The 13,713-nt window shown below is 67.1% G+C and carries 13 protein-coding genes; 9 read left to right on the plus strand and 4 right to left on the minus strand.

Features of this window, described 5'->3' with window-relative positions; genetic code table 11:
* Nucleotides 1–1,641 (plus strand): hydantoinase B/oxoprolinase family protein, encoded by a 1,641-nt coding sequence (locus AC07WJ_RS08940; RefSeq protein WP_494934210.1) that lies wholly within the window; start codon nucleotides 1–3, stop codon nucleotides 1,639–1,641.
* A gap of 60 nt (nucleotides 1,642–1,701) precedes the next feature.
* On the opposite strand, the gene AC07WJ_RS08945 is transcribed toward AC07WJ_RS08940, so the two are convergent.
* The gene (locus AC07WJ_RS08945; protein WP_494934211.1) at nucleotides 1,702–2,250 is read right to left on the minus strand and encodes a winged helix DNA-binding protein; all 549 of its coding nucleotides are present in this window, start codon (nucleotides 2,248–2,250) and stop codon (nucleotides 1,702–1,704) included.
* Nucleotides 2,251–2,581: 331 nt separating this feature from the next.
* Between AC07WJ_RS08945 and AC07WJ_RS08950 the strand changes: the two genes are divergently transcribed.
* From AC07WJ_RS08950 to AC07WJ_RS08975, 6 genes are all read left to right on the plus strand, one after another.
* The gene (locus AC07WJ_RS08950) at nucleotides 2,582–3,574 is read left to right on the plus strand and encodes a TRAP transporter substrate-binding protein (RefSeq protein WP_494934212.1); all 993 of its coding nucleotides are present in this window, start codon (nucleotides 2,582–2,584) and stop codon (nucleotides 3,572–3,574) included.
* A 196-nt stretch (nucleotides 3,575–3,770) separates the two neighbouring features.
* Nucleotides 3,771–4,304, plus strand: coding sequence for a TRAP transporter small permease (locus tag AC07WJ_RS08955; RefSeq protein WP_494934213.1), 534 nt, complete (start codon nucleotides 3,771–3,773; stop codon nucleotides 4,302–4,304).
* A gap of 3 nt (nucleotides 4,305–4,307) precedes the next feature.
* On the plus strand, nucleotides 4,308–5,636 hold the full coding sequence (locus tag AC07WJ_RS08960) for a TRAP transporter large permease (protein WP_494934214.1): 1,329 nt from the start codon (nucleotides 4,308–4,310) through the stop codon (nucleotides 5,634–5,636).
* A gap of 52 nt (nucleotides 5,637–5,688) precedes the next feature.
* The gene (pxpB, locus tag AC07WJ_RS08965; protein ID WP_494934215.1) at nucleotides 5,689–6,417 is read left to right on the plus strand and encodes a 5-oxoprolinase subunit PxpB; all 729 of its coding nucleotides are present in this window, start codon (nucleotides 5,689–5,691) and stop codon (nucleotides 6,415–6,417) included.
* Nucleotides 6,414–7,451, plus strand: a complete 1,038-nt coding sequence (locus tag AC07WJ_RS08970; RefSeq protein ID WP_494934216.1) for a 5-oxoprolinase subunit C family protein — start codon at nucleotides 6,414–6,416, stop codon at nucleotides 7,449–7,451. The genes pxpB and AC07WJ_RS08970 overlap by 4 nt, the downstream gene beginning before the upstream one ends.
* Before the next feature lie 14 nt (nucleotides 7,452–7,465).
* Nucleotides 7,466–8,227 carry a LamB/YcsF family protein gene (locus AC07WJ_RS08975; protein ID WP_494934217.1) on the plus strand — a complete coding sequence of 254 codons (762 nt, stop codon included), beginning with the start codon at nucleotides 7,466–7,468 and terminating at the stop codon, nucleotides 8,225–8,227.
* Here the strand turns inward: AC07WJ_RS08975 and AC07WJ_RS08980 are convergent, their stop codons facing one another.
* Together AC07WJ_RS08980 and ribA are read right to left on the minus strand one after the other, a co-directional pair.
* On the minus strand, nucleotides 8,228–10,486 hold the full coding sequence (locus tag AC07WJ_RS08980) for a hypothetical protein (protein ID WP_494934218.1): 2,259 nt from the start codon (nucleotides 10,484–10,486) through the stop codon (nucleotides 8,228–8,230). It abuts the gene before it with no gap.
* 103 nt (nucleotides 10,487–10,589) lie between these two features.
* Nucleotides 10,590–11,714 (minus strand): GTP cyclohydrolase II RibA, encoded by a 1,125-nt coding sequence (ribA, locus tag AC07WJ_RS08985; RefSeq protein WP_494934219.1) that lies wholly within the window; start codon nucleotides 11,712–11,714, stop codon nucleotides 10,590–10,592.
* Between the two features lie 156 nt (nucleotides 11,715–11,870).
* On the opposite strand from ribA, the gene AC07WJ_RS08990 reads away from it, so the two are divergent.
* Both AC07WJ_RS08990 and AC07WJ_RS08995 read left to right on the plus strand, forming a co-directional pair.
* Complete coding sequence (locus tag AC07WJ_RS08990; RefSeq protein ID WP_494934220.1) at nucleotides 11,871–12,626, plus strand: RibD family protein; 756 nt, start codon at nucleotides 11,871–11,873, stop codon at nucleotides 12,624–12,626.
* Nucleotides 12,613–13,194 carry a cytochrome b gene (locus AC07WJ_RS08995; protein ID WP_494934221.1) on the plus strand — a complete coding sequence of 194 codons (582 nt, stop codon included), beginning with the start codon at nucleotides 12,613–12,615 and terminating at the stop codon, nucleotides 13,192–13,194. The genes AC07WJ_RS08990 and AC07WJ_RS08995 overlap by 14 nt, the downstream gene beginning before the upstream one ends.
* Before the next feature lie 113 nt (nucleotides 13,195–13,307).
* On the opposite strand, the gene AC07WJ_RS09000 is transcribed toward AC07WJ_RS08995, so the two are convergent.
* On the minus strand, nucleotides 13,308–13,490 hold the full coding sequence (locus AC07WJ_RS09000; RefSeq protein WP_494934222.1) for a YdcH family protein: 183 nt from the start codon (nucleotides 13,488–13,490) through the stop codon (nucleotides 13,308–13,310).
* Nucleotides 13,491–13,713 lie beyond the last annotated feature (223 nt).

Genomic DNA, 13,713 nt, shown 5'->3' on the forward strand with positions numbered 1-13,713 from the left:
ATGACCCAGCTTTCCGATATCGATCTGCAGGTCATGTGGAACCGCCTGATCGCGGTGGTCGAGGAACAGGCCCAGGTGCTGCTGCGCACGGCCTTTTCGGCGATCGTGCGCGAGGCCGGCGATCTCTCCGCCGGCGTGTTCGACCGCGAGGGCAACATGCTGGCCCAGGCGGTCACCGGCACGCCCGGCCACGTCAATTCCATGGCCGAAAGCGTCAGGCACTTCGTCCGCACCTTCCCGGTCGAGACGATGCGCGAAGGCGACATCTACATCACCAACGACCCGTGGATGGGCACCGGCCACCTCAACGACTTCGTGCTGACAACGCCGGCCTTCCACAAGGGCAAGCTGGTGGCGCTGTTTTCCTGCACCAGCCACCTCATGGATATCGGCGGCATCGGCTTCGGTCCCGATGCCACCGACGTGTTCATGGAAGGGCTCTACATTCCGCTGTTGAAGCTCGCCGACAACGGCAAGCTCAACGAGACCCTGATGGCGATGATCCGGGCCAATACGCGCCTGCCGATCGACACCGAGGGCGACGTCTATTCGCTCGCCGCCTGCAACGATGTCGGCTGCGAGCGGCTGTCCGCCATGATGACCGAGTTCGGGCTCGACGATCTCGACGTGCTGTCGGAGCATATCCTCAGCCGTTCGCGCGCCGCCGTGCTCGAGGCGATCGCCGCCATGCCGCAAGGCTCCTGGTCGAACACCATGACGGTCGACGGTTATGACGAGCCGGTGACGCTGGCCGCCACCGTCACCGTGTCGAAGATCGGCATCCATGTCGACTTCGCCGGCACCGGACCCGCTTCGCGCCGCGGCATCAACGTGCCACTCGCCTATACCACCGCCTATACCGTGTTCGGCCTTGCCTGCATTGTCGGCAAGGACATTCCGAACAATGCCGGGTCGCTCGCGCCGCTGACCGTGTCGGCGCCGGAGAACTCGATCGTCAATGCGCTGAAGCCGAAGCCGGTCGCCTCGCGCCACGTGATTGGCCAGATGCTGCCCGACGTGGTGTTCGGCGCGCTGCGCCAGGCGATCCCCGAGCGGGTGCCGGCCGAGGGCACGTCCTGCCTGTGGAACCTCAATGTCCGTGGCCAGACCGAGGATACCGGACTCGGCAATTACGGGTTCACCATGGCGGTGACCTCCAATGGCGGCACCGGTGCCCGGCCGTTGAAGGACGGGCTGTCGGCGACCGCCTATCCCTCCGGCGTCAAGGGCACGCCGGTCGAGATCGCTGAATCGATCACCCCGCTGATCTTCTGGCGCAAGGAGTTCCGCGAGGATTCCGGCGGCGCCGGCAAGACGCGCGGCGGTCTCGGCCAGGTGATCGAGGTCGGCAGCCGCATCGGCAAGCCGTTCGACCTGCTCGCCGCCTATGACCGGATCGACCATCCGGCGCGCGGCCGCGACGGCGGCAAGGACGGCGCCGCCGGCGCCGTCGCGCTGAAATCGGGTGTCAAGCTGAAGGGCAAGGGCTTCCAGCTCATTCCCCCTGATGACCGCCTGGTGGTGATGACGCCGGGCGGCGGCGGCATCGGCGATCCGACGGCGCGTGACCGGGCGGCGCTCCACCAGGACCTGTCGGAGGGCCTGGTCAGCCAGGCCGGCGCCAAGGTTTATGGCGGCTGAGCTTCGACATCTGGCGGCGGGCGGGCGCCAATGCCCGCCGAGCGGCCCGACGCCCGATGATCAAAGGCTCGCGGCCGACCGGGTCGCCTGGTCATAGAGGCCGGAGAGCGCACGCATCTCGGCCGCGATGCGGCTCAGCTCGACCGCGTCGGAGCCGAAGGCCTGCACCCCCTTGATCAGCAGGGCTTCACGGATCTCGCGGTAGCGCAGGCAGAATTCGGCGCCCTTGGTAGTGGTCCCGATCGCCTTTTCCTTGCCCACCTTCTCACCCTTCACCAGGCCTGCCGCCTCCAGCTTCTTCACCGCATAGGTGACGAGGTGGGTGTCCTCGACATTCAGCACCAGGGCGATATCGGCCATGCGCTTCGGCCGGCCGCGATGATTGACGGTGTGGCAGATCAGCACTTCGAGCGGCGACAGGCCGGGCATTCCGGCGGCGGCCGAACACCGTGTCATCCAACGGTCGAAGGCGTGGCCGACCAGGATCAATCCGAACTCGAATTCCGACAATGCCGGCATCGCGCCGGAGGCGAGATGGGCCGAGGAGACGATCGGACCGAGCGTCGGTGCGGGAGCCGTTGGAGCGGCGGGCGTCGGGGTCGAGGGCATCGGCGATTCTCTCGCGGATTGAGGCTGGGCGACGAGGCTTGATTTAAGGAGGGGATCTTATCGAAATCAAATCAATAAAACGATGATAAATTATCGACGATACGTTGACATCAGATTTTTGTTGCGCAATTCTCCTGCCTGAGAGTTGTTTCATGTCGCAGGCGAGGGGCGCGGCGGGCGAATTCGCGCGTTCCAGTGTGCACCGCAATGCACGCGTGCCTCTTGTCTTGAACGTGAAACAGCGATCCAATTGCCGGATAAAGGCAAGCAGCCTCGACCGCCTGACAAAGGCGGGACCATCCAGAGATCAGGGACTTCAGGAGCTTCTCCCATGTTCGACCGCCGTCAGATTCTCGCCGGCATGGCCGGTGCGACCGCGCTTGCCGCGCCGACCGTTTTGCGCGCCCAGACCTCCTGGGACATGCCGGTGCCCTATACCGACGGCACCTATCACACCCAGAACGTGCGCTGGTGGGTCGAGGAGATCACCAAGGCGACCGGCGGATCGATGAAGATCCAGGTCCATTCGAACAATTCGTTGATCCGGCTGCCGGAAATCCTGCGCGCGGTGTCGACCGGCCAGGTCGCCGCCGGCGAGATCCTGGTCAGCCAGTTCGGCAACGAGGATCCGTTCTACGAACTCGACTCGATCCCCTTCCTGGCCCAGGGCCTCGATCAGGCGATGAAGCTGCACGAGGCCTCGAAGGCCCAGCTCCAGGCCTCGCTGCAGAAGCGCGGCATCCGCATGCTCTATGCCGTCGCCTGGCCGAGCCAGGCCTTCTATTCGAAGACGCCGATCAATTCGGGTGCCGACATGCGCGGCATGAAGTTCAGGACCGTCAGCCCGATCACCTCGCGCATGGCCGAACTGCTCGGCGCCGTGCCGACCGCGGTGCAGGCCTCCGAAGTGCCGCAGGCCTTCGCCACCAATATCGTCACGGGCATGATCACCTCCGGCGCCACCGGCGTTCAGTCGCGCGCCTGGGAATTCTCGAGCCAGTTCGTCAACCTGCGCGCTTCCATGCCGAAGAATGCCGTTCTGGTGAACGAGCGCGCCTGGCAGCGCCTGCCGGAGCCGGTCAAGCAGGCCATGCTGGCCGCCTCCGCCCAGGCCGAGCCGCGCGGCTGGAAGCTCGCGGCGGAAGTCGAGATCGCCTCGATCGAGGAGTTGCGCAAGAACGGCATGACCATTGTCGAGCCGAGCGCGCAGCTGCTGACCGACGTCAAGGCGGTCGGCGCCAAGCTGACCGAGGAGTGGATCGCCAAGACCGGCGATACCGGCAAGTCGGTCATCGAGAAGTTCCGTTCGAGCGTGCGCGCCTGATCGGTCGAGACAGCTCGCGACCCGATCGCACCGGTAATCGGCGCATCCCGCGCCGGTTGCCTGTTGTGCCGTGGTTGCCGCGGCCCTGATCCGGTCTCTTGCGGGCCGCCGATATCGCCATGTTCATCCGTTCCTGACATCTCGCTCGCCGTCGCCGCATCCTCAGGGGATCGCGGCCGCAAACCACAGGCTGGTCATGCGAAAATTGCTCGATAATCTCTATTTCGGAACGGCTCTGCTCGGCGCCGTGGCGGTCTTCGCCATCTGCGCCATCATGATGGCGCAGGCCACGTTGCGATTGAGCGGCACCTTGCTGCGCGGCGCCGATGACGTCACCGCCTGGGTTTGCGCCGCCGCCGCCTTCCTGCCGCTGGCCGCGACCTTCAAGCGCGGCGAGCTGGTGCGCATGGGCATCATCGTCGAACGCTTCTCGGACAAGACGGCGCGCTGGATCGAGCTCGTCGCGCTCGCCATTTGCGCTGCCTTCGGCGCCTACCTGTCCTATTGGCTCTGCAATATGGTCTATGAGAGCTTTGTCTTCGACGAGCGCGGGCAGGGGCTGTTGCCGATTCCGATCTGGATCCCGCAGGCGCCGGTGGCGATCGGCGCCATCGTGCTCGCCATCGCTGTTGTCGACGAGTTCGTCCGCGTCGCCTCCGGCCTGGTGCCGACCTATGTCCAGCAGGTCCGCGACCGCCATGCGGCCGGCGATTATTCGGGCGAGGTCTGAACCATGGGCGCGCTCACCATCGGCACCCTCCTGCTCGTCGTCATGTTCGCCACCCTGACGGTTGGCGCCTGGATCGGCTTTTCGCTCGCCATTACCGGCTGGGTCGGCATGGCCTTCTTCACCAATTCCTCGCCCGGCCTCAATCTCGCGACCGCGGTCTGGCAGTCGGTCGCCTCCTGGGAACTGGCGGCACTGCCGCTGTTCGTCTGGATGGGCGAGATCCTGTTCCGCACCAATCTGGCCAACCAGATGTTCGTCGGGCTGGCGCCCTGGCTCAGGCGGCTTCCCGGCCGGCTGCTGCACGTCAACGTGCTGGCCTGCGGCATTTTCGGTTCGGTGTCCGGCTCGTCGGCGGCGACCGCCGTCACCATCGGCAAGATGACCGTCCCGGAACTGAAGCGGCGCGGCTATCCCGACTCCATTTCGCTCGGTTCGCTCGCCGGCTCCGGCACTCTCGGCATCCTGATCCCGCCATCGATCATCATGGTCGTCTACGCGGTCGCCGCCGAAGTCTCGATCATCCAGATTTTTCTCGCTGGCTTCCTGCCCGGCCTGCTCGTGATGGTGCTGTTCTCCGGCTATATCGTCGTCTGGGCATTGCTCAATCCGGACAAGGTGCCGGCCGACGACCTCGGCGAGATGAGCTTCAAGGAAAAGCTCGTCGCGTCGAAAGAGCTGATCCCGTGCATGCTGCTGATCGTCATGGTCATCTGGGTGATCGTCGCGGGCTATGCGACGGCGACCGAGGCCGCGGCCTTCGGCGTGGTCGGGTCGCTGGCGCTGGCCTGGTGGGGCAATTCGCTGACCTGGGAGCATTTCCAGGAAAGCCTGTTCGGCGCCACCCGGCTCTCGGCCATGATCATGTTCATCCTGGCCGGCGCCGCCTATCTGACGCTCGCCATGGGCTTCACCGGCATCCCCCGGGCGCTGGCCGAATTCGTTGCCTATCTCAATCCGTCGAAATTCCAGCTGATCGCGGTGCTGACGGTGATGTACATCATCCTCGGCACGGCGCTGGACGGCGTCTCGATGATCGTGCTGACCACCACCATCGTGCTGCCGATGATCCAGAAGGTCGGCATCGATCCGGTCTGGTTCGGCATCTTCATCGTGCTGCTGGTCGAGATCGCCGAGGTGACGCCGCCGGTTGGCTTCGTGCTCTTCGTGCTGCAATCGATGAGCGGCCGCGACAGCTGGTTCGTCGCCTATGCCTCGCTGCCGTTCTTCCTCATGCTGGTCATCGCCATTGTCATCATCACGGTCTTCCCCGATATCGTGACGGTGCTGCCACGCATGTTCGTGGAGGCGACGCAGGCCGGCGGTCCACGTTAGGATCGCCGGACTACCTCGCCATCCAGCCTGGTCCCAGTTCATGAGGTCCGCGATGGGCGCGCCCATCCCGCCGCGCTTCCTTGCCTGCGGCGACACCGCCGTCACGGTGGAGTTCGGCACCGAGATCGACGACGCGGTCAACGCGCTCTGCCTCGCCTTCGACGAGGCATTGACCGCGGCGGCCATTCCGGGGGTCGTCGAGACCTTGCCGACCTATCGCTCGGTGATGGTGCAGCTCGATCCCCTGACCATCGACATGGCGGCATTCGAGGCCCGGGTGCTGGCCGTGCTCGACGGTCTCAAGCCTTCGGCCGCCAAGCCGAAACGCTGGAAGGTGCCGGTGGTCTATGGCGGCGAATTCGGCATCGATCTCGCCGACGTCGCGAGCGCCCATGGCCTGACCGTCGAGGAGGTGATCCGGCGCCATTCGAGCCGGATCTATCGTGTCGCCATGCTCGGCTTCCTGCCGGGCTATTGTTACCTGTCGGGCGCCGATCAGAGCATTGCCTTGCCGCGGCGCATCGATCCGCGCATCAAGACGCCGGCCGGCACCGTGTCGATCGGCGGCGTCCAGGCGCTGTTTGCCTCCGTCGAGGCGCCTTCCGGCTGGCATTTGCTCGGCCGGACGCCGGTGCGCAATTTCATGCCCGATCGCGATCCGGTGTTCCTGGTCGGCGCCGGCGACGAGGTGGTGTTCGAGCCGATCGAGGCGGCACGCTGGGACGCGCTCGACCGTGCGGCGGCGGCCGGCGAACCGGTGGTCGAGGAGATCGTAGCATGACGCATCTCCTGGTCAGGGATTGCGGCGCCGGAACCACGATCCAGGATGCCGGACGGTTCGGCTACCAGCGCTACGGTGTCGGTCCGGCCGGCGCCATGGACCGTGTCGCGCTGGCGATCGCCAATATGTTGGTGGGCAACGCGCCGGGAACCGGCGCGATCGAATTCACCGTCATGGGCGGGTCGTTCCAGGTCGAGGGCGGCGAGGTTCGCCTGGCGCTGGCGGGGGCTGCGGCCGACCTGAAGGTCGACGGCGAGCCGGTGCCGCCGCTGTCGAGCGCCACGGCGCGCGCCGGCCAGGTCGTCAGCGTCGGTCCGGCCAGGCTCGGCAGCTTCATGATGCTGGCGGTGTCGGGTGGCTTCGATCTGAAACCCGATCTCGGCAGCCAGTCGTTTCACCTGCGTGCCGGCCTCGGCGGTGTCGGGCGCGAGCGGGTGAAGGCCGGCCAGAAACTGCCGGTCGCCGGCGCGCCGGCCGGGCCGGAACTGACCGTGACGGTGCCACCGCGCGTCAATGCCGGCTCCTATCGCGTCGTGCTCGGACCGCAGGACGACTATTTCTCCGAAGCCGGCATCGCGACCCTGACCGGCGAGGCCTATGCCGTCTCGGCCCAGGCCGACCGCATGGGCTATCGCCTGAGCGGGCCGAAGATCGCCCATTCCAAGGGGTTCAACATCGTCTCCGACGGCATCGCCATGGGCGCGATCCAGGTGCCGGGCTCCGGCGAGCCGATCGTGCTGTTGGCCGACCGGGGGACCACCGGCGGCTATCCCAAGGTCGCCACCATCATCTCGGCCGACCTGCCGCGCTTCGTCCAGCAGCGGCCGGGCAGCGAGGTGCGTTTCACGGTCATCTCGCGTGAGCAGGCGATCGCCGCCGCGCGCGATCAGGCGGCCATGCTGGCGGCGGTCGCGGCCGGGCTCAAGCCGGCCGGTGGCGGGCTCGATGCCGAGCGGCTGCTGTCGCTCAACCTGGTCGACGGCTGGATCAGCGCCCATGGCGCCGTGCCCATGCCGCATGACAACGACATGTGAGAAGGAGAACGATGATGGCCTCGGTCGATCTCAATTCGGACATGGGCGAGGGCTTCGGGCCCTGGCAGATGGGCGACGACGCGGCCATGCTCGACATCGTCAGTTCAGCCAATGTCGCCTGCGGCTGGCATGCCGGCGATCCCATCATCATGCATCGCACCGCCGAGGTCGCCAAGGCCAAGGGCGTGGCGATCGGCGCCCATCCGGGCTTCGGCGATCTCTGGGGCTTCGGCCGCCGGGTCATCCGCGGCGACAGCATGGCGGACCTGGAAAAGCAGATGGCCTACCAGATCGGCGCCATGCAGGCCTGCGCGGCGCTCGCCGGCCACAAGGTGACCCATGTGAAGGCCCATGGCGCGCTCGGCAACATGATCAATGACGACGAGGACATGGCGCTGGCGATCGGCCGGGCCATCAAGGCGATCGATCCTGGTCTCGTCTATGTCGTGATGCCGGGGCTGCCGACCGAACGGGCTGCCGAAAAGCTCGGCCTGCCGATGGCGCGCGAGGTGTTCGCCGACCGGACTTATGACGACAGCGGCAACCTGACCAGCCGCAAGGTCGCCGGCGCGGTGATCCATGATGCCGAGCTTGCCGCCGAGCGGGTGCTGCGCATGGTTGAGGACCGGCGGATCGTCACGGTTACCGGCAAGGTGCTCGACGTCGCGATCGATACGATCTGCGTTCATGGCGACAATTCCGCCGCGGTCGCCATGGCGCGCCGTGTCCGGGACAGGCTGGAGGCGGCGGGCATCGCCGTGAAGGCGTTCAGGTGATCAGCGGCCGCCGGTGAGCTGCGCCAGCGCACCGGCAAAGGGTTCGAACGCGAAGCGCACCGTCGCCTTGCCGGCCGGCACCTCGACCGCCCGGATCAGGCCGAAGGCGCGCCGGATCGGCACGTCGCGGCCGTCGATCCGCGCGACCCACCAGGGGTGCCAGGCATCGGCGAGCACGAGGATGCCGCCGTCGCGGGTCTCGGTTTCCACCACCACCGCGGCATTGGCGTAGCTGACGATGCGGGCAGCGCCGCCGGCGGCACGGCGGGGCGGTACCGGCCCTTCGATCGGCACGGTGTCGCGTGGATCGAGATCCAGTCTGAAGCCGGTTTCGGCCAGGCGTGCGGGTGTCGGCTCGGCGGCGGGTGCGACCCAGACACGTGGCAGGGCGCGCGGATTTTCGTAGACATAGGCGTCGTTGGTGCGGCCGACGAGCGTGAGCGCCAGTGGCGGCAGGCGCTTGTCGACCTCGGCGATCGGCACGCCGGAGACGATGAAGCGCAGGCCCAGGATGTCCGCGAGCGTCGAGCGATAGGATGGGAAGGTTGGAGGAAACCGTCGCTGCTCGGGCAGCGAGGCGATGTCCTCGGCGCCGACCAGACCGGCATAGGCGGCCGAGCGGACCGGGTTGAAACCAAGCGTGTCCTCGAAGCCGTGGACCATCGCGGCATTCTGCCAGAAATAGCCGAGGCCGATCAGCTCGACGCGATCGCGCCGGGTGGCGTCGCGGACCTGGCTGGTTCTCAAGAGCGCGACCGTGGTATTGCCGGTATCGGATCTGAGCACGTCATAGGTGTCGGGCGGCAGTGCGGTGGATTCGCTCGGTGCGTTGGTCACCGCGAGATCCAGGACCAGGACGGCGGCGAGCGCCAGCGGCAGCAGGGCCGGCTTGAATCTCGGCGCCATGGCAAGGGCGACCCATGACAGGGCGAGCGTGCCGGCGCCGATGGCCAGATGTTGCCAGGCGCTGGCCGGCGCACCTTTGAGGACGATCGCCAAGACGGCCGCGACGACGAACAGGGCTGCCAGGCCGGCCGAGGCAAGGCCGCCGGGCTTGAGCCGGCCGGTCAGCAGCAAATGCGCGCCATAGCCGGCGAGCATTGCATAGAGCCCGCCAATGACGAAGACCGCATCGGCCGGGCGGCGGAACAGGCTGACCCCGGGCAAATGCCAGAACAGCTGCAGCGCGGGCGTGTACCAGCCGAGCGCGAAGACCAGCATGACGATCAGCGCGATCGTGACATAGCGGATTTCGGCGGCCAGCGCCGCGCCGGTGCCGATGACAGCGAAGACCAGGAAGAACGGGATGGCGCCGGCATAAAGCACGCCCATGTTGCGGGCCAGGAACAGGCCGGTGTCGCCCCAGGTCGGGCTCGGCGGCCCCCAGTACTGGGCGAGCGGCCCGGCGGCGCCGTAGAGATTGCCGATGGCGAGGGTGAGCAGCGCGCCCGGATGCAGCGAGCCGCGGCCGGCGCCTTCGAGATCGATGGCGACCCGGTTCGACTGTTCGCCCCAGAGCGCGGTCAGGACGACCGGCACGGCAATGAGCGCGAGCCCGGCGACGGCGCCAGCCGCGAGCGGCGGCAGGCTGGCGCGAAACCGGGTCATGCGTCCGGCGCCGGCGAACCAATGGGCGGCGACATAGGCGGCCAGGAGATAGGTCAGCAGCAGCGCCACCTGGTCGCGGCCGAGCACCATGAGCGCGGCGGCGATGCCGGCGGCGATGCCATAGAGGAGCGACGAACGGTCGAGCGCGCGGGCGAGGAGCCACCAGGCGACCGGCCACCAGCACAGCGAGAACACCTGGTTGACGTGCTGGATGCGCCAGCTCGCCGCCGCCCCGAAGGCAAAGGCAATGGCGGCGACCAGGGCGCCGCCCCAGTGCCAGCCGCGATCGCGGAAGATCAGGATCACCGCGATGCCGCCGATCAGCAGCATGGCGAAGACCGCACGGTCCATCGCGGCGAGCGAAGGCGCGGGATCGAACAGGGCGAGCGCCAGGAGCGGGGCGGAGAAGAGCACCGATTGCGGATCGGCGATCTCCGGCGAACCGGCGAAGATATTGGGCGTCCAGAAGGCACCGCCGCTGCCATGGAGGGCGCGGGCGACGAAACCGAGATGGGGATACCAATGGGCCTTGGCGTCCCAGGGAATGGTGACGCCGCCGCTGAGCCAGGGAAAGGCCAGGATCGCCCAGGCCAGGATGAACAGCCCGACCGTGGCAGGCAGGTTGAACGGCGCGCGCGCAGGCACTTGCATCGACGGATCCGGGCTCAAGACCGGACCTTGATAACGTACCTCGGGTGTCGGCGCGATCACCCGCCGGGCACGGCCGGCATGGTCAGGCCCGCTGCAAGCGGGCCTATTCGCCGGCCTTGAGCCTGGCGAACAGCGCGTCGGTGTCGATGAAATGGCCGGCGCGCTCGCGTTTCGAGGCGAGATAACGGACATTCTCATCGGTCGGGCGACCAATGACCCGGCGTTCGGAGACGACGTGCAGCCCGGCGTCGCGCAGCGCCGCCACCTTGACCGGATTGTTGGTCATGATGTCGACCTCGGCGATGCCGAGCTTCTTCAGCATCTCGGCGGCGAAGTCGAAATGGCGCTGGTCCAGGTCGAAGCCCAGCACCTCGTCGGCGTCATAGGTGTCGAAGCCGAGCGACTGCAGCTTGTAGGCGCGCATCTTGTTGGCAATGCCGTTGCCGCGGCCTTCCTGGTCGAGATAAAGCAGCACGCCGCCGCCATTCTTGGCCATCCACTCGACGGTGCCGCGCAACTGGTCGCCGCAATCGCATTTGAGCGACCCGAAGAGATCGCCGGTGAGGCAGGCCGAATGCAGCCGGACCGGTACCGGCTTGGCGAGATCGGGCTTGCCGACGACGATCGCCACCTGATCGCGCAGGCCCTCGCCGCCACGGAACACAACGAATTCGGTCTCCGGCGCTCCTTCCAGCGGCACCGGGGCGCGGCCGACGATGCGCAGGCGCCGGACCTCGTTGCGGCGGAAATTCTTCACCGCCTCGACGCTGACCCGCTCGACATTGCTGCCGTCGAGGCTCGCAGCGTCGACCGGCACGACCACCACCACGGGCACGGTGAGCGCCAGGCGGGCGAGCTCCAGCGCGGTCTCGTCGAGGGCGTCGACCGGTGCCACCGGGGCATCGGTCTTGGCGTCGATGACCAGCGCCAGCTGCTCGATGCGCTTGAGATCGATGCTCGGCAGGGCGACGCGGCCGGGCTGGCTGCGCTCGAGCCCGAGACGCCGCAGGCGCGCGGCGGGCAGGACCAGCCGCGGCGTGCCGCTGGCCAGCTTGGCGAGCGCCTCGGCGAGCGGCGGCTCCAGGCCCTCGACGCCGCAAACCAGCACCGCCTCCGCCTCGCTCGCGATCAGGACCGGGCGCGCCGCACGAAACTCGGCAAGAGCGCGCTCGACACGGGTTTGATCGAGGTCGGCGCGAGAGCCTAGAATCCCATTCCCATCCGTCATAGAACTGCCTTCAGGCCCTGCCGTGCATGCCGACGCGAATTGCGCGCTCGGATCGATGTCCGACCGCATGTAGGAGTTTCGACATGCCAATCAAGCGCGACCGGCGCCGGAATCCCAGTTCGGGAGGCTCCCTTGTCTGATGTGGCGGAGCCAACCGTGTTTTTACACGTTGACCCTTCCGGATGCGAGAGGAGATCGACCGGCGATGCGGCAGGGCCGTTCGCCGGTTTCGACACGGCTCCCTCGACGCGCCCCTTCGTGGTGGCGCAACTCGGACAGTCGCTCGACGGGCGTATCGCGACGCTGACCGGCCATTCCAAATATATCAACCGGTCGGCGGCGCTCGATCACCTGCATCGACTGCGCGCCCAGGTCGACGCTGTCGTGGTGGGGGTCGGCACGGTGGTCGCCGACGATCCCTTGCTGACGGTCCGCCGGGTGCCCGGCCGCAGCCCGGCACGGGTGGTGATCGATGCCGGCGCCCGCTTGCCGGCCGGCGCCAAATGCCTGGCCGATGACGGCGTCAGGCGGATCGTGCTGCGCGCCGAGCCGAGCGCCGTGCCGGCAGGGGTCGAGCAATTGCTGGTGCGACGGCTCGGCCCCTCGGCCTTGTCGCCCCACGCGATCGTGGAGGCCCTGTTCGAAGCCGGGCTGAAGCGGATCCTGATCGAGGGTGGCGCCCGAACGATCTCGCTGTTCCTGGAACATCGGGCGGTCGACCGCTTGCATGTTCTGGTCGCGCCGATGATCATCGGCTCGGGAGTGCCCGGGATCGAATTGCCGCCCATCTCGGTCGTGGACGATGCCTTGCGCCCGGTGACCCGGGTGCATCAGCTGCCCGACGGAGATGTCCTGTTCGACTGCGATCTCAGGCTTGCAGCGAGCGAGGACAATGCGGATGCAGCAGCCTAAGACCATTCCAGCCGTCCAACACGCCTATTCGGCGCCGCAACGTGCGGTGCACTGGATCATGGCGGTCCTGATCATCGGCATGGTGCCGCTCGGCGTGTTCATGACCAACATTCCGTGGGAGCCGGCGCCGGGCGCCAACCCGGTCTTGAAGGGGCGCCTCTACGAACTGCACAAATCCATCGGCCTGATCATCTTCATGCTGGCCGTCCTGCGTGTCCTGCTCCGGATCTTCAAGGGCGCGCCGCCGCCCGAAGCCAGCCTTACGCCGTTGGAACGGGTGGCTTCCACCACCTTGCATCACCTGCTCTACCTCCTGATCTTCATCGTGCCGATCAGCGGCTGGGTCGCCACCTCGATGTGCTGCCCGCCGGTCAACCTGTTCTGGACGGTGCCGTTGACCTTGCCGATCTCGGGCACGCTGGAGAGCTCACAGCCGGTCTATCTCGTGCATTTCACCGCGGTCGCGCTGATGAGCTTCCTGGTCGTCGGCCATGCCGGCGCGGCGCTGATGCACCTCGTCATCAAGCGGGACGGCGTGTTCCGGCGCATGTGGCCGGCGCGGGCCTGAGCACGGCGGTTGCGGGGGCTCAAAAACGAAACCGCCGGCGCCCAGGAGGCTGCCGGCGGTCCGTTTATCGGTTCGGCCGCGCCGTGCGCGGCCATGATCCGGTGGGATCTCCTTTAGTGCACACTCCGTACACCGGCTTTCAGCCGTGTGATCTCGTCCTTCAAAAGCAACTTGCGTCGTTTCAGATCGACGATCTTTTCGTCAGGTGACGAAGGACTCGCAACGATTTCTGCCAGTTCTCGATCAAGCGCCTGATGGCGCCGTTCCAATTCCGATAGGTGCGACTGCAGGCTCATCCATGTCTCCTTTTGAGAATGGGCGTGCCGACAACGTCTCGGACGGGGTCCGCAACGCGTCGGACGACCGATGTTTTACCCCTTCTCCGGCAAAGTAAAATCACGGAATGTTACGAGCCCGGCCACAGCGACAATGCCCGGAGCGCGATATCGCCCACGGCCGGGCCGGCTGCCTTGCCCTTGGCCGCGGCGGGCGCGATAGTCGCGGCCGGCGCTTCCACGC

Source organism: Phreatobacter sp. GW821-FHT04C01 (genome assembly GCF_059420385.1).